Source organism: Parapedobacter indicus, from assembly GCF_900113765.1.
GTDB lineage: Bacteria > Bacteroidota > Bacteroidia > Sphingobacteriales > Sphingobacteriaceae > Parapedobacter > Parapedobacter indicus.
Genome location: NZ_FOQO01000008.1, coordinates 320928 through 343493 on the forward strand (window position 1 = coordinate 320928; position 22566 = coordinate 343493).

Consider the following 22566-nt stretch of genomic DNA (forward strand, 5'->3'; position numbering starts at 1 on the left):
CGTTAGCTTTGTGGCGGATGATGACATTGGAAATGAGTACTGTTCGTGTTTGCCGGGGTTTCCTACTGATTACTTTCCTATCGCTGTTTTCTTTTTGTGGCTATGGCTTCCCTAATCCGCCTCTGGATATACTGCCCAAGCGTGAACTGCGGGGCGTCTGGATCGCAACCGTAGTCAATATTGACTGGCCTTCTGCCAATAACTTAACCACCGCACAGCAAAAGGCGGAGCTCATACAGCAGTTAGACAATCATCAACGGGCAGGCATTAATGCCATCCTGCTGCAAATACGGCCTTCGGCCGATGCGTTCTATGCCAAAAGCAAGGAACCATGGAGCCGTTTCCTTACGGGGAAGCCCGGACAACAACCATCTCCTTTTTATGATCCATTGGCGTTTGCCATTGAGGAAGCGCATAAGCGCGGCATGGAATTGCATGCATGGATCAACCCCTACCGGGCCACGTTTGACCTGGTAGCTGCCAATACAACAGCCGATCACATTACCCGTCAAAAACCCCAGTGGTTTTTCATTTACGGCGGAAAGAAATTGTTCAACCCTGGCTTACCGGAAGTCAGGGAGTACATTACCGGAATCGTCATGGATATCGTACGCAATTACGACATCGACGGCATCCATTTTGATGATTATTTTTACCCTTATCCGGATCGCGGCAAGCCTATTCCGGATGCGGAAACGTTCCGGAAATATCCAAACGGATTCCATGATGTAGGTGATTGGCGCCGAAACAATGTCAATCTATTGATCCAAAAGGTTTCAGATAGCGTGCATAAAGAAAAAAAATACATCAAGTTTGGGGTAAGCCCTTTTGGTATTTGGGATAATAAAAAAGACCACCCACGTGGCTCGGCGTCTTCGGGCCTAAGTGGCTATCGACAGTTGTATGCAGACGCACTGAAATGGCTGGAAGAAGGATGGGTCGATTACATCAATCCACAGATCTATTTTCCCTTTGGCAATCCTTCCGCTCCCTACGAAGTTTTGGCTGATTGGTGGGCTCAGCACGTTAACGGCAGGCATTTTTACATTGGTCACGCGGCATACCGGGCCAACGAAAACCGCGAAGGCTGGCGGGAACGCAGTCAGATTCCTAACCAGGTGCGGTATGCTCGGCAGCATGCCCATGCACAAGGGAGCGTCTACTACAGCTCCAAGCATATCAGCAATAACGTCGCTGGCCTTAGGGATTCGTTGCAATACAATCTATACCGTTACAAGTCACTTCCTCCCACGATGCCTTGGTTGGATAGTGTTCCACCCGAACCCCCTTTCGGCCTGCTGGCCACGGTAGCAGAAAACCGGACTTCTGTGATATTGCACTGGCTGCCAGCGGCAACGGCAGCAGATGGTGACGAAGCCTACGGCTATGTTGTGTATCGATTCAACGAAGGCGAAGAACTGGATCTCAATAATCCGCAGAATATCCTGTATATTACGTATGATAGCAAGCAGCTGACGTACACGGACAACCTGACCCGCAAAAATGGCTACTACCGATATGTGGTGACTGCCATAGACCGCATAAAAAATGAGAGCGCCCCTTCGAATGTACGTGAAATGTATATCGAGTAACCTCTTGCTTTTGATTCTTTCTTATCTCCCGTCGCCATAACGGAAAAAAGAATTAATGGTAACGGGTAGCCTTCCGGAAGGGGTTAAACGCCGAAGGATAACTTTGGCAGCCGCCCGCTGCATGATGGGATCATTTTGATAACCTACGAGAATGGATTTCGCTTGTTCCACTCCCGGCAATCCGGCGAGCGCATACGGATTGGCAAATACACAGAAAACACTATTCATTCCAGCCAATTCATTCAGGAACAGGCGCACGGTTCCGTTATACGGCAAGGTACTCCTTGGTCGAATACGGTCGTCATGAATCGCTACAATCACCTGGCTATATCGAGTCAGTTCGCTGGCCACTGCGGCCACGTCATCTGCCGTAGCATGGGGAGATAGCACGTAATTCATATGATTATCAAATCGCCACCCGAGCATATTCTGGAATTCGGAAATCTGCGTAACTCCTACACTAATGATTGCGGTTCGTTTGTTATAATTCAATGCGTTAATCAAACTATCGCTGTTGAGCAACGTCATGGAAGCGTCTGCTAACCGCTGATTCAACAATTGAGTCTGGCGCCTGTTGATGTCTTGATACAGGTGGTTAAGGTTTACCGGTCGTAACGTATCCAAGCCCAGCCAATATTTTGCTGCCAGTATCTTCTTAACACGGTCATCGATATCCTGCTGGGTCAGTCGTCCCTGCTTGATCGCCTGCAATACCTTATCAATTGCCCGTGCACTATTTTGCGAAAGTTCCAGCAAATCATTTCCCGCCAAAATCGCGCGAACATCCGCTTCGCCATTTGGAAAATGTTTGACTACCCCCTTCATGTCCATTGCATCGGTAAACGTAAGTCCCTGAAAACCGAGCCGCTTTTTCAGTACATTGGTGACGATGTGCTTGGATAGCGATGAGGGCAAGTTAGGAGTCTTATCCAGACTTGGAATGTTCATATGCGCGACCATCACACCCGATGCCCCGGCTTTGATCAATTCGCGGAATGGGTACATCTCAAGGGAATCTAATCGTCCGGCAGTGAATTTTAGCTGCGGCAGGTCATAATGTGAATCCACATCGGTATCGCCATGCCCCGGAAAGTGTTTTAGCGACGTCAACAATCCTCCATCCATCATTCCCCTCATATAGGCAAACCCTTTACGAGTCACATTTTGTTTATCTTCACCAAATGAACGGAAATTAATAACCGGATTGCGAGGATTGTTGTTGATATCTACCACCGGTGCAAAATTAACGTTCACCCCAAGCCGCTTGAAGTCGCGCGCTATTTCAAGTCCCATCTGATAAATCAAGGCTTCGTTCTGTATAGCCCCCAATGCCATTTGATACGGAAAGGAAAGGGTAGAATCCGCCATCCGCATACCCAATCCCCATTCGCCGTCAAAAGCAACCAACAGCGGCACTTTCGACAATTGTTGATAACGATTGATCGCCTGCGCATGTCGCACCGGTCCTCCCTGAAACAAGACAATCCCGCCCAATTGTTCCCGTTGCAACACATCCGCCACCGAATCGATATACCGCTGCCCCAGGTTGGTATGGGTGCGCACCATAAAAAGCTGAGCTACTTTATCGCGTTGGCTGAGGGTATTGAATACCGAATCTACCCATGCATGCTGCGTATTTATAAAAGGAATAAATGCACCGCGCTGTTGGCCGACCACCCAGGAACATAGCGACAACAAGGCAAAAACAATAAAGACAGCTTTTTTGAGCATCTCTCTCATGTTAGGTGGCAAGACCGTACTTAGCTTCGAGCAATTTGGCCACCTCAGCAGAGTGACTCAGCTCCCCATTTGCTTCCTTTTTCCACAGCGTTTCGATGATCATCAGCAGCAATTGAGTTTCCAGTTCGGGATTTCCGTACCCCAGTTCGCTAAACGCACGCTTAATAACCGGATAAACCGGCTTCATAAAAAGCTCATGCTGCTGACGGGAAAATTCATGGTGCGACAGTCGCTCCTGCAATTTCCAGAATAAGGGTTCTTCACTGACCAGTTCTTTCGGTAAATTAATCATACTCCGCAGGAAGGTCTTGGCATCCCTGTAAATCATCATTCCGCGATGATGTTGCAAAACCCTCCGGTATCCGGACTTAATCAAATGAAATAGCAGGCCATCCTTATTTCCAAAATGTTTAAAAATGAGTGCCTCGGAAACTTCCGCCCGTTGAGCGATAATTTTTGTTGAGGTATCGATATAGCCCTTTTCAGCAAATAACAAAAGTGCCTCCCGCATTATTTTTTCCTTCCTGCTTTCTGCTTTTCGCTTCATCATCGCTTCCTACCAAATGAATTGCAAATATATTACTCAAAAAACGGTTGCAATAGCCAAATCAAGAAAAAGAAGAAAACTTAACAAAAACCCAACGAAAATTTGCTGAAAATCCGCTGTAACAAAGCATTTACGATTAAACGTTGGGGCATCAATAACGTCTTAACCTACTAAATTATTCACACAGATACTAAAATTAACGATGAACAACCTGTATAAACGCTATTACCTAGTGTTGTTTTTGCTTTTTTGCTCGCTGATTGCTCTCTCGCAGCAGGCCATACGGGGTAAAGTCTTAGACAGCATCGATAATGTTGGCTTACACGGTGCCGACCTCCGGTTGTTCACATCCAACGATTCATTATTGGAACAACGCGCTACCGATGCCGCCGGGAATTTTCAACTGAAACAAGTGCCGCCAGGTAGATACAGATTACAGGTAAACTTCCTTGGATACCGGCCTGCCTATTTAACTATTCACATACCTTCCGAAGGTCCGCCGCAACCGACGAGTATCCGCCTAATTCCCGAATACCGGGCGCTGGAAGAGGTAGCCATTATTGCTGCCCCGCCCGTTTCCGTACTTAAGGGAGATACCACTGAATTCGATGCCGCAGCCTTTAGTACCGAACCTTATGCGGATGCAGACGCGTTAGTGATGCAGATTCCGGGGGTAGAAATTGATGAGGAAGGGCAGATAAAAGCACAGGGTGAAGACGTGCAACGGATCGTTGTGGATGGCAAGGAATTTTTCAGCACCGATCCGCGTATCGCGCTGAAAACATTACCCGCAGATATTATTTCAAAAATTCAGATCATCGATGAAAAAAGCGAGCAGGCGCAGTTTACCGGATTTGACGACGGGCAACGGCGGAAAGTGATCAATATCGTTACCCGACCCGATCGCAGGCACGGGTATTTTGGCCGCGCCGCAGGGGGGTATGGGGCCAGTGAGCGATACAATACCGGTGGAAACCTGAATCTATTTAACGGCGATAAGCGCTTTACCATCTTCGCCGTATCCAACAACGTCAACCAGTCGGATTTTTCCATGGCAAGTATTGCAGGAGGAGAGTCCGGAGGCGGGCGAAATAGCCGGGGTGGAAGAAACCGTGGCAATCCGGCGGACGGAGGCAATGGCAGGGGTATCAACCGGACAAACAACGTTTCGACCAACTTCAATAACGAATGGCTGGATGAACGGTTGGACTTCAATGCCAATTACGCCTTCAATTCCACAAGCAATACGACAAACAGCCTGACCAACCGGGAATACCTGATTGGTTCCAATGCCAACCAGTTCAACACCCAAAATCAAGAATCAAACAGCATCAATTACAGCCACCGGGCCAATATGCGTGTGCGTTTCGACATCGATTCCAGCCAGCGCATTGATTTTCGGCCCAGCTTGTCCTTTCAACAAAATAATCGCACGTTGTTTTCCAACGGCCGTATGGTATCGGCCACCGACGACCCGATCAATGCATCCAAGCGTACCAATGATAATGACAACTTCAATTTCAATTTCAGTGGAAGTCTGGATTATCGGCTACGTTTGGGCAAACCGGGAAGAACCGTTTCATTAAGCGCAAACGGCTCGACCAATTCCAATAAGGGCTTGGTACATACCTACTCGCTCAACGAGTTTTTCGAGGCCCAGACCTCCGGCCGTACCGATACCGTAAGCAACCAGAACAACACAAATGGATATGGCAATGGTATTACCGGTAGACTGGCCTATACAGAGCCCTTGGGTCAGCATAGCCGTGTGCAGGCCAACTATAGCCTCCGCAATACGGCCAACTATTCCAACCGGGAAACGTTTGAATTTCTGATTGAGACCGGCCAGCTTGGGGAGTTTAATAAACAGCTTTCCAATGAATTCAGGAATGATTATACCTATCAAAGCGGCGGTTTGTCTTATCAAATCGCCAAACGGGATTCCTTCCGCTTCGAGCTGGGCATTGATTTTCAGGATGCCAAAATCAACAATCACCGCACCTTTCCGGATGCTCGCATTACGGGAAGCCATTTTAGCAGTTACCTGCCCAATGCAAGTTTTTCTTATCACTTTTCCCGTGACAAAGAAGCACAGATCAGCTATAATTCGGCCACCAATGCGCCTTCCATCAGCCAATTGCAGGACGTGATTAATAACCAAAACCCGCTGAACATACGCACTGGCAATGCCGACCTAAAACAGGAGTTTGGTCACCGACTCAATCTTCGGTTCAACAGCGTAAAACGCGAAACCGGACGTAATTTTTCGGCGAATGTAAATGCTGAATTTTCTAATAATCGAATCGTAAATTCGACCTACATTGCGAGCAAAGATACATTAATCGCACCCGAAGTGCTGTTGGGCGCCGGTGGACAGTTTACACGTCCGGAAAACATCAACGGGTACTACAGCGTGCGGGTTCATACCACCTATGGCACGCCCATCAAACCGTGGAAAATCAACCTTAACCTCAGCACCAATTTATACCAAAACCACGATATCGGACTGATTAACCATGTGGAGACGTACTCCAACTCGTATGGCATCAACCAGCGTATCGGGGCGAACAGTCGTTTCGGACCGCATTTGGTCATTGGCCTAAGCTATATGGGCAACTATAGCGTCGTACGAAACAACTCCAATACCGATCTGAGCTACAACTATTACAATCAGATCATTCGCAACGACGTGGCCTACACCTTCTGGAAAGGCATACGCGCGGCCTCCTCTTTATACTACAACTATAACCAGGGGCTTGCAGAAGGTTACGATCAACAGTTTATCCTGTGGAATGCTTCCATCGGCAAAAAATTATTCAAACGACAGGAAGGTGAAATCACATTATCGGCGTACGATCTGCTCAACCGCAATACAAACATCAACCGCAGCATCAGCGAACGGTATATACAGGATAGCCTGAATAATGCGCTCCAACAATATTTTCTGTTGAGTTTTACGTATAACGTAAGGCATTTCGGAGGGGGAAGGAGCAAGGGTGGTAGAAGCAATCAGCGCAACTTCCCTCCGCGCTGAAGGAAAGTTGCGCGCTTATCTCTATAACCGGAAGCGTCTATCGGACGTATGGCCTCTTCAACGATATATGTATCAAAACCCTGTTCCAATGCGTCCATCGCAGTAAAATACACGCAATAGTCCGCCGCAAGGCCGCAAACTGAAACCGTGGTCACGTCTCTATCACGTAAATAACCAGTCAAACCCGTGTTCTTACGTTTGCCATTATCAAAAAACCCGCTGTAGCTGTCGATCTCGGGATTTGTTCCTTTACGGAAAATGGCTTCGACGCGGTGTGTATCCAACAGATCGGTTAGCTCAGCCCCGGCACTTCCCTGCACGCAGTGGTCCGGCCATAATACCTGCTCCAGTCCATTGAGGTCTATGATTTCAAACGGCTTACGGCCCGCGTGGGCCGAAGCAAAGCTCTTATGGCCGGCAGGGTGCCAATCCTGTGTAGCTACTACCAAATCGTAATCTTGCTGTATCCGGTTAACTTGCTCGATAATCTCATCGCCCAATGGCACCGCTAAGGATCCGTTTGGAAGAAAGTCATATTGAATATCAACGATAATCAAGGCATGCATCTAACAAACCTACGGAATTTCGGGATTAAAGTGAAAATTGCACTCCAACTATTCCACCGAGATAGAATCCGTTGAATACGTCGTCTCCATGCGACGTCCACAGATAGCGGTTATCCCGGATATCGGGTTGGTCATTCTCAAACATCAAGTGGTTAAACGTGGGGCCGGCAAACACTTCGAACCGCGGAACAATCCGGTAGCCTGCAAGTACGCGCAGGCTCTGCCTGCCATACACCCCCTCTTCAAAATTGGTCATCGCTGCACTTGCCAGCTCGGCATTGAGCCGAAAGGCCTTTGCGGTGATAAGGTGTGCACCTAAACCTGCTTCGATCACATAACGGGCTTCCTCATAGCCAAAATGGTAGCCGATACCCAACAGGCCATACATCACTTTTCCGCCCGACCGCAAGGTTACCATCGCATTTCCACCCTCATCCGTGGCAAGCCCGAGTTGCATTTCCCCTTCCTTGATGATATTAAGGATGCCTATCGGATAATCACTTTCCTCTGCTATGTTGATCAATCCAGCTATCTGAGCTCCTTTCACCTTTTTTGCTACGTTGATCAATCCCGCCACCTGTGTGTTTGCATTCCCTGCTTTGTTCATCAATCCAGCTATTTGTAAGCCTTGGGCATTCCCCGTGGAATTGACTAAACCCGCTATCTGAACTCCCTGTGCACGTCCGTCGATGTGATTCAAAATTCCCGCTACCTGTACACCATCTGCTTCTTTGCCCACATGGTTGGATATCCCGGACACCAACGTTCCGTAGGCATTGCCTTTGACGATACCCGAAATCCCGGCAATTAAAAGGGCATCTTCCTGCTGTGAAATCCCTGCCAGCAAGTGCAGCGAAAACTTATTGGTATCTGAGGCTGCTGTTTTGCCATTGGTGCTGAGCGGATAAATAATACCGACATGCGCGTGGTTTGTTCTACCGTGCTGTGCTGCGACATGCGCTGATAGCATAAATGTCAATAGCGTACAAGCCAGCAATCGGACTGAGATAAGGGAGTTGTTATTTTTTGCCATTTTATTGTTGTTTTCAGCATAAGACAACAACGACGTGGATTACCCTTACCCCGCGTTTAGAAATATCGGTAAAAAGAAAAGCATCCGCCGACGGCGGATGCTTTTATCTCATTTATTTACACGTTGTATTTATAACAGCCCTTTTTCAATCAGTTTCTCCGCAATCTGAATCGTATTGGTAGCTGCGCCTTTGCGCAGGTTATCGGCCACCACCCAGATATTCAGGGCTTTGGGCTGGCTTTCATCCCTGCGGATACGGCCTACAAAAACCTCATCTTTGCCATGCGCATCTTTTGGCATGGGGTATTCCAGATTTGCCGGATTATCTATTACGATCACTCCCTGCTGCTTGGCAAGCAGCGTCCGCACTTCATTCAGGTCAAAATCGTTCTCGAATTCAATATTGATCGACTCGGAATGCCCCCCAACGACCGGGATACGCACCGTGGTAGCTGTTACGCGGATGCTGTCATCGCCCATAATCTTATTGGTTTCCTTGATCATCTTCATCTCTTCCTTGGTATATCCATTGTCCTGGAATACGTCAATCTGCGGGATGACATTCAAATCGATGGGATACGGATAAGCTTTTTCACCCTCCACGCCCGCGCGCTCGTCCTGCAATTGTTTCACCGCTTTTACACCCGTACCGGTAACGGATTGATACGTAGACACGACGACGCGTTTGATCGTATATTGTTCATGTAATGGTTTTAGCACGACCACCATCTGGATCGTAGAACAGTTTGGATTCGCAATGATTTTATCTTCTGCAGATAGTACATCTCCATTTACTTCGGGCACCACCAGTTTCTTCGTCGGGTCCATACGCCAAGCGGAAGAATTGTCAATGACGGTGATACCGGCAGCCGCAAATTTTGGGGCATATTCCGTTGATGTACCCCCCCCGGCCGAAAATAAAGCCACGTTCGGTTTAAGTGCAATGGCTTCGTCGGGTGTAACCACCTTATATTTCTTTCCCTTGAATTCGACTTCCTTGCCTTTGCTTCGCTCGGAAGCTACTGGAATCAATTCTGTTACGGGAAAATTACGCGCTGCTAACACCGTTAACATCTCCGAACCCACCAGTCCGGTCGCGCCGACTACTGCCACTTTCATTTTTTACCTTGTTGTTTTTTGTGAACTAAATTTAATAATGTTTACCTTTAATTTTTAAAGCTGCCAAACATACGAAATTTGGCTCAACATTAGGCTAAGGAATTGTAAAAACCTTTCACCAAAACCCATTGTTTATCAGTCTTCAAACCCATGAAAAACAATTTATTCCTATTATCCAGCTTACTGCCGATGTTTCTGTCTCTTTTGCAATCTGATGATTCTTCACTTCAGCAGCTGCAGCGGGGTTATTACCTGCAAAACGGTATACTATCTGTTGAACCCGGCGATATCATTATTAACGAGATTCTCTCGAATCCGAAATCAGACGGTGTTGATTTTGTTGAGCTATATAATTACTCCGGCAAAACCATCGATTTACAGCACCTCTATATTGCCGGTGTCAATTCAAAAGGTGTGGCGGGTAGCCGCAAAAAAGTAACTGAGCGATCCATTCTCATCTACCCTGACGAATATAAAGTACTTACGACCAGCCCCTCGATTATCCGGCAGCACTATCCGCACAGTGACCCAACTACGTTTATAGAAATGCGGACGCTGCCAAATTTCAACAATGAGACAGGAGGTGTGGTCGTGTACAGCAATGGCACTCCTATTGACAGTCTCTTTTATACGTCGGAGATGCAGTCGCCATTTCTGGCCATCCCGAAAGGCATTTCGCTGGAACGGCAACATTTCTCAACGCCTACCAACTTGCCGGGAAACTTCCGTTCGGCGGCCACAGCAACTGGCGGTGCGACACCCGGATACCAAAATTCCCAGTCGCCTGTGGACGCCGAGCGATATGGATTTTTCCTCAAATCCCGAACCTTTTCACCGGACAACGATGGCTTTGAGGACGAGTTGGAAATCACGTATCTCCTCCAACAAAATGGCTTTATGACCAATATCGATGTCTACAATGCCAACGGGCAGCTGGTAAAAAAACTGCAACGCAACCAAAGCCTTGCCACCCAAGGCCGCATTACGTGGGATGGTTTGTCGGATGCCGGACAACGGCTTCCCATCGGAATTTACGTAGCCGTAGTGGAGACCTATCACCCCGAGGGAACAACAAAAATGTATCGTCTGAGTTTCGTATTGGCTGCTAGGCTGTGACGAAAATGGAAATTTTGCTAAGTTTGCAACCGATGGATGAACGGATCGTTATCATTGGATCAAACGGCCAGATCGGAACGGAGCTGGCAACTGCCTTACGGGCGAAGTTTGGGGCGCAACAAGTGGTAACATCCGATATACGGGAGCCGCAGATACCCGATTCCGAGGGGCCGTTCGAAATCATCGATGTGTTGGATCGGAAATCGTTACATTTACTATTTACGAAATACCGCCCCACGCAAGTTTATCTGTTGGCGGCCATGCTTTCGGCTACGGGAGAGAAGCATCCCCGCCAAGCCTGGGACCTGAACATCAACGGATTGCTAAATGTGTTGGATCTATCCATCGAGTACAACGTTAAACGAATATTTTGGCCGAGTTCAATTGCCGTCTTCGGGCCTCATTCTCCCAAAACGAATACGCCACAGTATTCAGTAATGGATCCTAACACGGTTTATGGCATCAGCAAACTCGCTGGAGAACGCATCTGCGAATATTATTTCAACCGATATGGGCTGGATGTACGTAGCATCCGCTATCCCGGCATCATCAGCTGGAAAGCGGCACCGGGGGGCGGCACCACCGACTATGCGGTACATATTTTCCACGAGGCGTTGAAAAGCAATCACTATGCGTGTTTCCTTGCCCCTGATACCGCATTACCCATGCTTTATATGGATGATGCGATCCGCGGTACATTGGCATTAATGGATGCTCCGGCAAAAAATCTCAGCATCCGATCTAGTTATAACCTGACGGGCGTGAGCTTCACTCCAGCCAAACTGGCCGATGAAATCCGCAATTACTTGCCGGAGTTTGTCATCACATATGATGAAAACGATCCGCGCCAAGCCATTGCCGATAGCTGGCCCAATAGCATCGATGATACCGAGGCACAACGGGATTGGGGATGGAATCCCCGATTCAATCTCAGCGAAATCACCGCAGACATGCTAACAAATCTTAAAGAAAAATACAGATATAACGATGGGAAGAGCATTTGAATTCAGGAAAGAGCGCAAATTTAAGCGTTGGGCCAAAATGGCTGTGCAATTTACGCGTTTAGGCAAAGAAATCGCTATTGCAGTCAAAGAAGGCGGCCCTAATCCCGAAGGCAACTCGCGTCTGCGCACGGCCATCCAAAATGGCAAGGCCGTAAATATGCCGAAAGACCGTATCGAAGCCGCGATCAAGCGAGCTTCGGATAAGGACGCTAAGGGTTACGAAGAACATGTATACGAAGGATATGGCCCTCACGGTGTGCCTGTTCTGATTGAAACCGCGACAGACAATACTAATCGGACGGTGGCCAATATACGCAGTTATTTCAGCAAAGCAGGCGGCACCTTGGGTAAAACCGGCTCATTGGACTTCATCTTCCAACGCAAATCCATTTTCCGGTTTATCGTGGGAGAAGATATAGATCTGGAAGAATTGGAACTGGAACTTATCGACGGCGGACTGGAAGAACTTTATGTAGAAGCAGATGAAGAGGGGAACGATGTGGTAGTAGCGCAAACTTCGTTTGAAGATTTTGGCAATATGCAACGTTTGCTGGAAGAAAAAGGCATTGAAATAAAAAGTGCGAACCTGGAACGAATTGCCTTGTCGAATACGGAAGTTTCTGAGGAAGATGCAGCTGAAGTACTCAAATTGATCGACAAAATCGAGGAAGATGACGATGTACAGGCTGTATATCATAACATGGGCTGATGACTTTTGAGGAATTTTTCATCAAAAAGAAAATCGATCTGGTGCTATTGCAACGCACCAAACCGGATTTATATGAGGAATTCCGCGGCCACTACGAACAGATGGGCGAAAAAAGTTTTGACCATACTAAAAAATATTGGTTCAATCGGCTCCGCAAAGACTATCTGTTGACAGAACCAGCGACTATAAAAACCAATACTATAACTACTGCTACGACGACATCCGTCGATATTTCGACGCCGATCCCAGAAGGAAATACGTTGCCGAAAAATGCACCTCCAACTGGGTTCAAACCTCGGTTTAAGCCGGGTGCGGCCAAACCTGCTACACCTGCAGAACCCGTGGAGAATAAGGCAGCCGAAAACAAACCCGCTGCAGAGGAGACACCTCGAAAAGCTGCACCTCCTGCCGGATCATCTTCAATGAGTCCTTCGGGGTTCAAACCTCGATTTAAGCCAGGTGTAACCAAACCTGCTACACCTGCAGAGCCAACAAAAGATCCGGAACAACAAAAGCCAGACCAACTGGAGAAACCCGCTCAAACAGACGAGCCAACAGAAACTCCGAAGCAAGTACCTGCAAAACCCGTGGGGTTCAAACCACGCTTTAAGCCAGGCGTAACAAAACCCGCCGCACCGTCGGAGCCAAGAGGAGATTCGGAACAACAGAAACCAGATCAACAGGAGCCACCGGCCCAAACTGGTACGCAAAACGAACCCCCGGAGCAAACGCCCACGAAACCGTTGGGGTTCAAGCCACGCTTTAAGCCGGGAATCACCAACAAAAAAAATGAGGATAACGAATAATTAGCCGCTATTTAAATACCCGATCTTCCTTCTCAAATTCACGGCGTATGCCGGCAAGCAGTTCCTCCTTCTCCATAAAACGGTTTCCCTTTGAAAAAGCCTGAAGCGCCGCATGGTGTACAGCCTGCACAATAGCCGACCCACTGAGCTCATATTTTTCAGCAACTTCTGCGAGCGGTATGTCATCCTGAAGCTTCCCCTTGCTCGGAATAATGGTTTGCCAAAGCTTGAGCCGTTCCACGATACCCGGCATGGGGAAATGGACCACCGCATTGAATCGTCTCATAAATGCTTTGTCGATGTTATTTTTGAAATTGGAAGCCAAAATAACCAACCCCGGAAAATCTTCGACCCGTTGCAATAAATAGGCTACTTCTTGATTGGCGTACCGGTCATGAGAACTCTGCACGTTAGATCGCTTTCCAAATAGCGCGTCTGCTTCGTCGAAAAACAATATCCAGTCCCGATTTTCCGCACGTTGAAAGATCTTCTCCAGGTTTTTCTCCGTTTCGCCGATGTACTTAGATACCACCTGTGAGAGATCAATCCGAAAGACCTCCCGATTGAATTCCTTTCCGAATAACGTGGCTGTGAGTGTCTTGCCAGTACCCGGGGGGCCATAAAAAAGCACCCGGTAGCCGGGCTTGATCACGCGCTGCATCTCCCATTGGTCTATCAACGTCGTATTATATCGAAGCCATGTCCTGATATCTTCCAGTTGTTGGCGCGTTTTATCGGCGATCACCAAATCCGGCCACTCCAATAACGTGCTTATCGCCTTGGCTGGAAAATCCGGGCCAAATACAGGTCGTTGTTCTTTTCCAAGTAATAATTTGGATAGCCATTCCGGTGTCATAACCAACCTTCCACTCATCGGGGGTTCACCTTCTTTTACTGTCTCTAGGTAAATCACACCTTGTTTAACTAGCTGGCTTTCTCCCATGAGTTGCCGCTGGACGTCCATTCTCTTTTCAATGTTATCCCCTGCAATAATAAACAAAGCTGTTTCGCCCGTTGGGAGAAATCCACGGTGGTTACCCATATTCTTTACACCCCCCATTTCGAGAATATCCCCGCCGTTGGGTAAAAAATCCTGGATAATGCGGTCGTAAAAAGCAGGACGGAGATGGGGAGCTAAGGATAACATCAGCATCGTTTTCTCAGTGTCCGTTGCCTGTGTCAGGCACATCGAACAGTAAGACCCGTCGTCACGCACCGTCCAATGCACCTGTTCATCAGGATATACATTACCCGGAGCAAAATATGTGCGGAGCCTGCGCGTAACAAGTTGTTCGGTCTGCCTAAGCAGGTCAGCCAGTGTATGTGTCAACATCTGTCTGTTCATGTTTTCAGTTTCAAGCCATATGACGAAATTCTTCAATCACCGGAAAATCCCCACGCAATACGGGTGGTGGCAGCGCTTGCATTTGCGTCTTCCATATATCGATATGATCCATGATGAACCGATACCGTGCCGGTGAACGTAGTTGCAGCACGGAATTAGCGTAAATATACGCAGCGATGGTTTCCGCAAAATCCTCTCCCGGTCCTCCCGCTACGGCGTAGCGGGACATCGGTTGTTCGATCCACTGGGGATTATTCCAATCAAGATCCCGTATGTGGTATTGGGCAGGAGGCGACGTACCTTGACGTATCGCATCGGCGACTGGTTGCTGTCCAATATCAAACAACTGTCCGCCAACCCAGCCTATTGCACGATTGTACTCGGTAAATACATCAGGATCGGCACGGTGTGCATCTTCAGCCATTGCATGCCCCAATTCATGCACGATGTTTTCCCGCAGGCTGCGTTCACGCGACTGATAAGGCAGAGGTGCTCCCGGTGTTTCCCCTGCTGCGGGGGCAAGAACCACCCCCGCCGAGGGATAGGAACCGCTGACATCGCTCCTTGCATTTGGAAACGCACGACTACGCGAAAATGCTTCAAAAACCGTTAACTTTCCGCCTCCGAATGAAGCCCCGACATCGGGTCTGGCGACGCCAATACCGGCGGCATTCGGCTCGTAATCCATCTTAAAAAACACGACCGTACGGATGGTCGGAATCGCACCAAAGGTTGCAGCGACCGCTTCAATTGCCCGGATGATGTGGGCGTAATCCGCCGAAGATGTTCCGGGGTTCCAGGACTGCCAATTGGGAATGGAAGGTGCCGGGCGCCCATGCCTGGTCAAAGACATTTCTTGTTCGTCTTGAGTACCTGTATGGATATCCTGCACTCCAAAATAATCCATCAGGTATCGATCAAACTCCACACGGCTGATCTCCCCTTCGGGTATAGATCTGAATAAGGGGTTAGGCTGTCGCTGTGGGTTTCGCTGGAGTACCTGATTGCCCAACGGGCTAAGGGCGGGTTGAAAAAAGGGTACACCACCCAAACCCCTGCGGTGACCAGGCGATGTGATTATTGGCACTGATAAGGAAGAAATCCGCTGGTTATTGTCGTACGCCATTGAGTTTGTTGTTAAGCCATGTGGGAAACCGTACTTGGTGTTGGATAGTCACCAATAGGGTATACCCCGGTATGGGATGCCTTCCAGTTACATCCCGTAAAGTAATACATCGCAGTGGTAAAAGGTGTGTAATCCCGTGCCGAAACAATCCATCCCGACCCCATGATATCGCCCCGCTCGCCGACCGTGTTGCCGTATTGATCACCCGATGGGCAAATACCCGTCTGGGGATCACACTCAATATGAGGTATGCCCAGCATATGTCCGAACTCATGTTCCGATGCCCGTTGCTGAAAATCCTGTCCGAGCCTATTACGTGTCATCCTGTCGTTGTCAAGCGCATCCAGCCTTGCGGTCCGAGCATGTGAATTGGCACTGCTTCTTCTGGAACCGGCAGCCACCTCAACGGTGTAATGCGGATTGCTGGTAACCGACTGTACATTGACCCGTGCAAAAATGGTTTCGTGTGTATTTAGGCAGATCCCTTCAGGAACTAAATAAAACCGGTAGCTCCATCGATTCTGTACATGATTGATGAAATCCGTTATCCAGTCTTGCTGGTCCTGACCGGAGGCCCATGCACCGGTAAAATCAAATTTGATGCGCATAAGTAACGTCAATGTATTCGTGTCCCGGTTCAACTCGGCATCGTATAAACCAAACCGATTGCGCATGCCCAACCCAAACCTCCGTTCGACATCGGGACCGGCGGACTGCCGCTGTACGTTGCTGCCGGTTCCACCTTGCTGCACCACGTGCGTCAACTCATGCGCCATCAGCCGTTTGCCGCTTTCGGAGGTTGGCTGATACTGTCCTTGATTGAACACGATATGGTTCCCCATTGTATACGCCAAGGCATTGATTTGCTGGGCGGATTGTGCAGCATGCGTATCCGTGTGGATACGTACATCCGAAAAATCACGGTTGAACCGTGGCTCAAAAAAGCTGCGTTCATCGGTAGACAACGGCCTGCCCCATCCACGCAAATTGGTAACATAACGTTCGAAGCTTCCATTAACCTGCGGTACGGCCGGACTTCCTTCTTTGCGATGCAGTTGCTTTTCCTCTTCTTCACAGTGTTTACATTTGCGTTGCACCGACATACGCATTACGCGATCGGCTGTGGCGTCGGCTTCCCGTTCGTAATGATCATCCGGCGGATTTATCGCAAGCTTAGGCCGAAAAAACAACGTTTTTCCCGCTTGCGGTTTGTGAACCACCTTATGGCTGGCCTTATCGGCTGAGACATGTGCATGTGTGTTCATGACCTATTGTTTCTTTTGAGTTAGTGAATCAGACTTCCTCACGGCTTGGTGTAACCGTATATTGTTCGCTGCCTTATTGAGCAGTTTGTCCTTAGAGATACGCAAGATCTCCAAGTTATCGTCCGTAGGAGCCTGCTCTGCCTGTTGCAGTTTCCGTTCGATATCCTGGGTTACCAAGATGGTACTTTTTAGATCGTCCGCTCCTACCGATTCCCTTGCTCCTTCTGGAATTTTATCAAGGGTCTGCAATGCATCCCGATCGTTACCCAGCATATAATTGGCTTTGGCCATATTTATCAACGTTTTGGGGTTCTTCACTCCCTTGTCTTCCAGTTCCTTTACTTGGGCTTGCAGCGCTTTTCGGGTTTCTGGATCTTGGGGGTCGCTCTCGTACGTCCGCAAGGTGTTTTCCAGTGCGATACCTGCCTCATTGATTTGTATTCTGGCAATCGAAGGCCAACCGATCATGACTATGGGTATCATAAAGAAAAGCAGCAGTACGTTGAGTTTTTCTTTTCGCCAGGCATACAGTACCATCAAAAAGAGCAGAACCAAAAAAAACAAACTCCCCAATACAAAGAGCAGTACTTCGTGCATGTGCAATCCATCTGTTAGTTGCTCCCAGAAATTCATGAGTTTATCGAATCAGTTAATTTAAAATGAAAACTGCCGTCTTGCCGCTGTTTCGACGGCTTGCGGACAGCCCACGCTGCGATAACCTGCCGGTTCTTCCAGCGTTACCTGTTCATCGCGCATACCGGATTTTTCCAACGTGATGGTTGCCCGCCGTAACAGGGGGTATACCGTATCTCGCTGCTGCTCCAAACTCATACTTTCCATTTGCTCCAGCAGTTCTTCCGTGCGATGAGCCGATTCATCTGCTGACGTCTTGAATTGATCAACCGCATGTTGCGCCAGTCTCCTACCCTCTATTTCACGGCCTCTATCGTCTGAGAGTGTGTACAATTCGCCCAGTCCGATGGGTTGCACATCGCGTATAGCATCTGCCGTGCACCGTCTGGAATCTCGCATACGTAGTTGTTGCGCAGCACAGATAGATTCCATTTCAGCAAGCGCAGCCGTTGCCCGGCTTTGTCCCAATTGTTCATTTCCTTCAAATCGCCTTCCCCGTTGCATCGGCCCTTCGGGAGATGTATGCCCCGTGACGCGCGTCACCCGATACCCTTCTTGCAACAGCGTGGTAATCTCCGTCAGCATCTGGGCGCTTCGGGCCCGATCGATGCTTGCACTTGCGTAGTCGAAATAGATAAAGCGGTTTTGGGTATCCCGGTAAGGAACCGGAACCGTAATCTCATACGGGGATGCCTCGTGCCACTTTTCGCAGACCAACCTGACCGAAAGCGGAACAGACGTACACTCAAATGTTTCATCGGTACGGCCGGGGGTGACCGTAATGTTGCCGCCGAGCATCCACCCCTCATCGTCGCCTTCTCCCCGGATTCCGATGTCAAGGGGTCCTATCCGAATACCTAAAGAACCTGCCCCACCGGTAACACGCTCCAATCCAACCGTAACCTCACCCCGCGCGGTAATACTGAACTGACCGGACCGAGCGACCAAGACTTCGATAAAGGGGGTTACATCGACGCCTTCAAGGACACCTTCGATGTCGCCGATGGCCCCGCGTGAAACCGCATCCAAAATCCGCCGGGCGACTCCCATAGCACTCTCCGGAATGTTCGCGCCCAGCTCGACCGTGCCCCGCGTGGTATCGCGACAGACCTTTATCGTGATGGTGATGTTGGTCCGGTCGATGTCGGCGTCTATAGAACCTGAGGACCCGCTACCCCTTCGTCTGCTCTCCAATATTCGGGTTACCCGATAGCTTTCTCCTTCATGTTCCACTTGCACAACATTGGGTGCGACACGACGTGCCGTCTGCCGCTGTATGGCGCCCATACTTCCTCCCTGCTGCACCACATGGGTCAATTCATGCGCCAGAAGCCGCTTTCCGTTTTCGGATCCGGGTCGATACTGGCCCGTGTTAAATACGATATGAGTTCCTGCGGTGTAGGCCAATGCGTTGATACGATCGGCAGACTGTGCTGCATCGCCTCCTGTATGGATGCGCACGTTGGAAAAATCATAGCCGAAACGCGGCTCAAAAAAATCCCGCTCGGATTGCGACAGTACGGCACCGCGCCCATGCAATGAAGCTACATAGCTTTCAAATCCTTCATCCACCGCGGGGGTAGCCGAGTCGGTTCCCTTTCGCTGAATCCGCTTTTCTTCCTCCTCGCAATGCTTGCACTTGCGCTGAACGATCATCCGCATGACCTGATCGGCCATTGCATCTGCTTCCTGCTCATACTTATCGCCCGGTAGGTTTACCGTCAATTTGGGCTGGAAGAAGACGCCATTAGTGGCTACGTTAGCCTCTGCATTCGAAGCGACTTTTGGTGACAGCATCATCGTGGCATTTTATTAACGACCCATTATCAATAAACCCTGGCGAAACCCAGTAATTTTTCCATGCGTGTTTTTACGTACGAAAACCCCGCAACATTGGCGGCTTTGTTGCCCTCAATGGTATACAGAAACCCATCTTGGCAATGATGTACAAAACCGATATGTCCGTTTACGGATGTCAACGAGGTACGCCACCAGCAAACGACGTCCCCCGGCATGGGCTGCTTGCCGGACTCACCGGAAAAACTCCAGCCCTTGCTTTTCAATTGATTGAATACATCGCGTGCGCCAGCTGAATACTTGAAGGGCATGTCCTTACGATTCCCACCTACGGCTTGCAGAAAACACCAGCTCACAAACGCCGCACACCACGGGTATCCATCGGGTAACCCGGCGGGTTCCATATATTTCTGCACCCACGGGCCTTTGTTGTTTCCGCCTATTTCACCTGCCCCCGCTTTCAACTCGTTGATGGCTATGCGCAGCGCCGCTCTTCCCAAGGCGCTTTCTCCATACGCTGAAGGAGGCAGTTTATCGTATTCAATGACACCGGATGTCACACGTGGGCGTGGATTTTCAAGCGCCCACCACGTCAGCGCACCGGCAACGCCGTCTACGGTCAGCGGCTGTTCGTGCTTATCCAAATGGGAACTTTGGAAATTCTTCACCGCTTGCTCCGTTTGGGCATCAAACACTCCATTTACCGGCACCGTATAATCCAATTCGTTCAGTATGGTTTGCAGTTCTTGCACCAATGTTCCTGTACTTCCCTTTTTTATCAACTCCCGGGCTACTTTCGGTGCACCTTCACCGGGCTGCATGGTGGCATATTTCTGATAGGCTTCCTTCAGTTTGATATCGTACTGGTTGGCGGCGTAGTCAGGCCCATTGTATCGTTTAGCAAATTCCGCCCATTGCCGATTCCGAAGGTAGCTTACCAGCTTATTAACCTGCAGGAATTTGCCAAATGCTTCCAGTTGCTGCCGCTCACCCAATTGCATGTCGCCAACAAATTCGGTTACCGAACCGTATCCCAGTGCTTCGTAGTGATATCCCATAATCTGGAATAGCCCCCATGAAGCCGACGCATACGCCGCATCTGCCACCTTGCTGTTATTGGGAATGATGTTAATTGCCTTGTTCAGCCGCTCATACTCCGCAATGCCGCCTTTGTAGTAAGCTTTCGTCCATTTTTTGTATAGCACATCGTCGTTGTCCGAAACGTATCCTGCCGGATCGATGCCGCGCTTTTCCAGCTCCTTCCAGAACACATGCCCCTCAAACAGGATCTTCGGATTGCCGTCTGCGTTGAATCCGCGACCCCTGCTTTCCACCTCATTCACTGCCTTGATGGTAGCAACATCCAATGCGAGGGCTTCTGCAAGCCGGTTAAGATCCGCTTCTTTCAGGTATTTGTCTTCCATCTTACTCAGGTCCACCGGCGTTCCATTAATGAGCTTGGTCCATGTTTTGGTATATACAATGCCATCGGCAACCAAGTCATTATCCACTTGAAATGACCGAACAGCCTGCTCAGTCGCCTCATCAAATATTCCATTGACGACCAAGGGATGTCCGTACTCGTTGAGCAATTCCTGAAGCAGCTCTACAGCGTCTCCACGGCTGTTTATTTTCAGTAGTTCCATACTAATAGGTTTTAATCGTTTATATCCACTCGACATATAACATCCGATCCATCCATGGCAGTTTAATGATGCCGATGGACCAGGGCAGGCTTGCCATCAGTACATCCACACCCCTCGAATCGACCTGTAATAACCAGCTGTCGGCCCTTCGGGTTAATTTGCCTTCCCGTTGCAAAAAGGTTTCACGTAACCCATCAATACTGGTGTTACGGAGTACTTCCCAGTGGGTAATGATGGAATGCAGTACGTCTTCACATTCCTGCTCGACCAACGGAGTCCATTCACACCCATCCGGGTTGACAAAAGACTCCGGATGCAAGCCCGAAAGAATTTTATTCAATGCGAGCATGCTTTCTTCAAGCGCAGGCGATGCATATACTAAATAGTGAAGCAGGAGCGCCGCTTGAGCCCTATTTTCCACCGAAAAGGGAGTCTCATTGCCGATAAGTCCCACCTGCTGCATCAAGGGCCCGATAAAGGGATGGACCAGTACCAGCCCGGCATTATTAAGGTAAAAGGATTCGTCTAAGCGGCTGCCACCAATGGCGGTTTCGGTTGTCCGTTGAATGGCTGGATGATCTAAATGCCTGTTGCTGGCATGCGCAGATTCCAACTGAAGCGGCTTGATACCCTTCGATTGAAAAACATCGGCCAGTGCTGGAAACTCGTCACGGATCCTAGGCAATAGGGCAGCGACAAAGTTTGGCTTCTTTTTCAGCAACGAGCGGGCGCGTTGTACCAATTTCGTTTTGTTGGTCGTGTCCATCGCCGGCCAAACAACGGATGTCAGGATGACGGAAAATGGCACAGATTCTCTCGCAGGATTGCCGAAGGCATCCGCATAAGCTTTGACCACCGACCTCGACAACGTCGTTGGATTCACCCCTGTTTGCTTCAGAAATACTATGTATGCAGCCTCATCAGTGGAAATTCGGGTAACGACAGCATCGCATAATCGATGGATAAAATCAACCGAAAAATAGTAGAATAAGCGGTTCATCGCATCGGCGGATGTATGCAGTACCTGAGCCAGTTCGTCCAAAAAAGCAGGCTCGGGTTTAAACCGCTTTTCAAAATCAGAGATTGCCTCTTTCCGGATTTCCCATGGGAATTTCCCCTTCTTCAAAAAATAGATAAAATCTTCAATCCACTGCGGGTCCTGCCCGTCCCGGTTGTCCCGTTCGTCCCGGTTAACCGCCGGACGGTGATGGGACTGGAGTTCCTTCCTTACCAAATTGAGTACATTTTTGGTAAGCGTTTCTTCCCAATTCGCCTCGGGAAGTTCTCCACAATCAATCGATAACGCAGGAATCGTCAGCGCTGCTGGCCCATCACTGAAGTCGTCAAACAAATTAGCCAGTTGGGGTAATATCCGTTGATGGTAGACGGCAGCCAGCCGATCCTGCATCCCCTTGCCCTGCCCCGGCCGGCGAAAGTCAACTTCCAGCGATTGCTTATAGATGATATGTTGGCAGCGGTCCATTGTTC

Annotated in this window: 18 protein-coding genes; 6 read left to right on the forward strand and 12 right to left on the reverse strand. The window is 49.1% G+C overall.

All coding sequences use genetic code 11. The features are described 5' to 3' along the window. Positions 1 to 17 precede the first annotated feature (17 nt). Entirely contained in the window at positions 18 to 1592 is a 1575-nt protein-coding gene (locus BMZ56_RS17425; RefSeq protein ID WP_245893278.1) for a glycoside hydrolase family 10-like protein, read from the forward strand. Between the two features lie 21 nt (positions 1593 to 1613). On the opposite strand, the gene BMZ56_RS17430 is transcribed toward BMZ56_RS17425, so the two are convergent. Together BMZ56_RS17430 and BMZ56_RS17435 are read right to left on the reverse strand one after the other, a co-directional pair. After that, positions 1614 to 3323 carry a glycoside hydrolase family 3 protein gene (locus tag BMZ56_RS17430; RefSeq protein ID WP_090628905.1) on the reverse strand — a complete coding sequence of 570 codons (1710 nt, stop codon included), beginning with the start codon at positions 3321 to 3323 and terminating at the stop codon, positions 1614 to 1616. 10 nt (positions 3324 to 3333) lie between these two features. After that, the gene (locus BMZ56_RS17435) at positions 3334 to 3882 is read right to left on the reverse strand and encodes a TetR/AcrR family transcriptional regulator (protein ID WP_245893279.1); all 549 of its coding nucleotides are present in this window, start codon (positions 3880 to 3882) and stop codon (positions 3334 to 3336) included. A gap of 199 nt (positions 3883 to 4081) precedes the next feature. Here BMZ56_RS17435 and BMZ56_RS17440 point away from each other — a divergent pair, with 199 nt between their 5' ends. Continuing rightward, positions 4082 to 6913: an outer membrane beta-barrel protein gene (locus BMZ56_RS17440; RefSeq protein WP_090628828.1), complete on the forward strand. Its 2832-nt coding sequence runs from the start codon at positions 4082 to 4084 to the stop codon at positions 6911 to 6913. Here the strand turns inward: BMZ56_RS17440 and pncA are convergent. From pncA to BMZ56_RS17455, 3 genes are all read right to left on the reverse strand, one after another. After that, positions 6889 to 7479: a bifunctional nicotinamidase/pyrazinamidase gene (gene pncA, locus BMZ56_RS17445; RefSeq protein ID WP_090628830.1), complete on the reverse strand. Its 591-nt coding sequence runs from the start codon at positions 7477 to 7479 to the stop codon at positions 6889 to 6891. The genes BMZ56_RS17440 and pncA overlap by 25 nt on opposite strands. A 25-nt stretch (positions 7480 to 7504) precedes the next feature. Then, positions 7505 to 8512 carry a hypothetical protein gene (locus BMZ56_RS17450; protein ID WP_143072955.1) on the reverse strand — a complete coding sequence of 336 codons (1008 nt, stop codon included), beginning with the start codon at positions 8510 to 8512 and terminating at the stop codon, positions 7505 to 7507. Between the two features lie 129 nt (positions 8513 to 8641). Continuing rightward, positions 8642 to 9631 (reverse strand): aspartate-semialdehyde dehydrogenase, encoded by a 990-nt coding sequence (locus BMZ56_RS17455; protein WP_090628833.1) that lies wholly within the window; start codon positions 9629 to 9631, stop codon positions 8642 to 8644. 150 nt (positions 9632 to 9781) lie between these two features. Between BMZ56_RS17455 and BMZ56_RS17460 the strand changes: the two genes are divergently transcribed. The 4 genes from BMZ56_RS17460 to BMZ56_RS17475 are packed head-to-tail and all read left to right on the forward strand — an operon-like array spanning position 9782 to position 13266. Further along, positions 9782 to 10747 carry a lamin tail domain-containing protein gene (locus BMZ56_RS17460; protein ID WP_090628834.1) on the forward strand — a complete coding sequence of 322 codons (966 nt, stop codon included), beginning with the start codon at positions 9782 to 9784 and terminating at the stop codon, positions 10745 to 10747. Between the two features lie 32 nt (positions 10748 to 10779). Next, positions 10780 to 11751 carry an NAD-dependent epimerase/dehydratase family protein gene (locus BMZ56_RS17465; protein WP_177195190.1) on the forward strand — a complete coding sequence of 324 codons (972 nt, stop codon included), beginning with the start codon at positions 10780 to 10782 and terminating at the stop codon, positions 11749 to 11751. After that, complete coding sequence (locus tag BMZ56_RS17470) at positions 11735 to 12460, forward strand: YebC/PmpR family DNA-binding transcriptional regulator (RefSeq protein ID WP_090628837.1); 726 nt, start codon at positions 11735 to 11737, stop codon at positions 12458 to 12460. The genes BMZ56_RS17465 and BMZ56_RS17470 overlap by 17 nt, the downstream gene beginning before the upstream one ends. Then, complete coding sequence (locus BMZ56_RS17475; RefSeq protein WP_090628838.1) at positions 12460 to 13266, forward strand: hypothetical protein; 807 nt, start codon at positions 12460 to 12462, stop codon at positions 13264 to 13266. The genes BMZ56_RS17470 and BMZ56_RS17475 overlap by 1 nt, the downstream gene beginning before the upstream one ends. A 7-nt stretch (positions 13267 to 13273) precedes the next feature. On the opposite strand, the gene BMZ56_RS17480 is transcribed toward BMZ56_RS17475, so the two are convergent. From BMZ56_RS17480 to BMZ56_RS17515, 7 genes are read right to left on the reverse strand one after another with little or no spacing between them, the layout of a single operon-like run. Further along, positions 13274 to 14611: an ATP-binding protein gene (locus BMZ56_RS17480; protein ID WP_090628908.1), complete on the reverse strand. Its 1338-nt coding sequence runs from the start codon at positions 14609 to 14611 to the stop codon at positions 13274 to 13276. A gap of 10 nt (positions 14612 to 14621) precedes the next feature. Then, the gene (locus tag BMZ56_RS17485) at positions 14622 to 15737 is read right to left on the reverse strand and encodes a hypothetical protein (RefSeq protein ID WP_143072956.1); all 1116 of its coding nucleotides are present in this window, start codon (positions 15735 to 15737) and stop codon (positions 14622 to 14624) included. Positions 15738 to 15748: 11 nt separating this feature from the next. Then, the gene (locus BMZ56_RS17490) at positions 15749 to 17002 is read right to left on the reverse strand and encodes an eCIS core domain-containing protein (RefSeq protein WP_090628841.1); all 1254 of its coding nucleotides are present in this window, start codon (positions 17000 to 17002) and stop codon (positions 15749 to 15751) included. A gap of 3 nt (positions 17003 to 17005) precedes the next feature. Next, the gene (locus BMZ56_RS17495; protein ID WP_090628843.1) at positions 17006 to 17635 is read right to left on the reverse strand and encodes a hypothetical protein; all 630 of its coding nucleotides are present in this window, start codon (positions 17633 to 17635) and stop codon (positions 17006 to 17008) included. A 21-nt stretch (positions 17636 to 17656) separates the two neighbouring features. Continuing rightward, a complete protein-coding gene (locus tag BMZ56_RS17500; RefSeq protein WP_090628844.1) occupies positions 17657 to 19435 on the reverse strand; it encodes an eCIS core domain-containing protein in 1779 nt (592 codons plus the stop codon). A 26-nt stretch (positions 19436 to 19461) separates the two neighbouring features. Continuing rightward, the gene (locus BMZ56_RS25875; RefSeq protein WP_218146604.1) at positions 19462 to 21078 is read right to left on the reverse strand and encodes an N-acetylmuramidase domain-containing protein; all 1617 of its coding nucleotides are present in this window, start codon (positions 21076 to 21078) and stop codon (positions 19462 to 19464) included. A gap of 19 nt (positions 21079 to 21097) precedes the next feature. Continuing rightward, positions 21098 to 22561 (reverse strand): contractile injection system tape measure protein, encoded by a 1464-nt coding sequence (locus BMZ56_RS17515; RefSeq protein ID WP_090628846.1) that lies wholly within the window; start codon positions 22559 to 22561, stop codon positions 21098 to 21100. Positions 22562 to 22566 lie beyond the last annotated feature (5 nt).

What these genes read in the sequence shown, in the direction of transcription:
- BMZ56_RS17475 (WP_090628838.1), top strand. Translation starts at nt 12,460, where the DNA reads ATGACTTTTGAGGAATTTTTCATCAAAAAGAAAATCGATCTGGTGCTA.
- BMZ56_RS17500 (WP_090628844.1), bottom strand. Translation starts at nt 19,435, where the DNA reads ATGATGCTGTCACCAAAAGTCGCTTCGAATGCAGAGGCTAACGTAGCC.
- BMZ56_RS17515 (WP_090628846.1), bottom strand. Translation starts at nt 22,561, where the DNA reads ATGGACCGCTGCCAACATATCATCTATAAGCAATCGCTGGAAGTTGAC.
- BMZ56_RS17425 (WP_245893278.1), top strand. Translation starts at nt 18, where the DNA reads ATGATGACATTGGAAATGAGTACTGTTCGTGTTTGCCGGGGTTTCCTA.
- BMZ56_RS17490 (WP_090628841.1), bottom strand. Translation starts at nt 17,002, where the DNA reads ATGAACACACATGCACATGTCTCAGCCGATAAGGCCAGCCATAAGGTG.
- BMZ56_RS17465 (WP_177195190.1), top strand. Translation starts at nt 10,780, where the DNA reads ATGGATGAACGGATCGTTATCATTGGATCAAACGGCCAGATCGGAACG.
- BMZ56_RS17455 (WP_090628833.1), bottom strand. Translation starts at nt 9,631, where the DNA reads ATGAAAGTGGCAGTAGTCGGCGCGACCGGACTGGTGGGTTCGGAGATG.
- BMZ56_RS17460 (WP_090628834.1), top strand. Translation starts at nt 9,782, where the DNA reads ATGAAAAACAATTTATTCCTATTATCCAGCTTACTGCCGATGTTTCTG.
- BMZ56_RS17435 (WP_245893279.1), bottom strand. Translation starts at nt 3,882, where the DNA reads ATGATGAAGCGAAAAGCAGAAAGCAGGAAGGAAAAAATAATGCGGGAG.
- BMZ56_RS17430 (WP_090628905.1), bottom strand. Translation starts at nt 3,323, where the DNA reads ATGCTCAAAAAAGCTGTCTTTATTGTTTTTGCCTTGTTGTCGCTATGT.
- BMZ56_RS17470 (WP_090628837.1), top strand. Translation starts at nt 11,735, where the DNA reads ATGGGAAGAGCATTTGAATTCAGGAAAGAGCGCAAATTTAAGCGTTGG.
- BMZ56_RS25875 (WP_218146604.1), bottom strand. Translation starts at nt 21,078, where the DNA reads ATGGAACTACTGAAAATAAACAGCCGTGGAGACGCTGTAGAGCTGCTT.
- pncA (WP_090628830.1), bottom strand. Translation starts at nt 7,479, where the DNA reads ATGCATGCCTTGATTATCGTTGATATTCAATATGACTTTCTTCCAAAC.
- BMZ56_RS17450 (WP_143072955.1), bottom strand. Translation starts at nt 8,512, where the DNA reads ATGGCAAAAAATAACAACTCCCTTATCTCAGTCCGATTGCTGGCTTGT.
- BMZ56_RS17495 (WP_090628843.1), bottom strand. Translation starts at nt 17,635, where the DNA reads ATGAATTTCTGGGAGCAACTAACAGATGGATTGCACATGCACGAAGTA.
- BMZ56_RS17480 (WP_090628908.1), bottom strand. Translation starts at nt 14,611, where the DNA reads ATGAACAGACAGATGTTGACACATACACTGGCTGACCTGCTTAGGCAG.
- BMZ56_RS17485 (WP_143072956.1), bottom strand. Translation starts at nt 15,737, where the DNA reads ATGGCGTACGACAATAACCAGCGGATTTCTTCCTTATCAGTGCCAATA.
- BMZ56_RS17440 (WP_090628828.1), top strand. Translation starts at nt 4,082, where the DNA reads ATGAACAACCTGTATAAACGCTATTACCTAGTGTTGTTTTTGCTTTTT.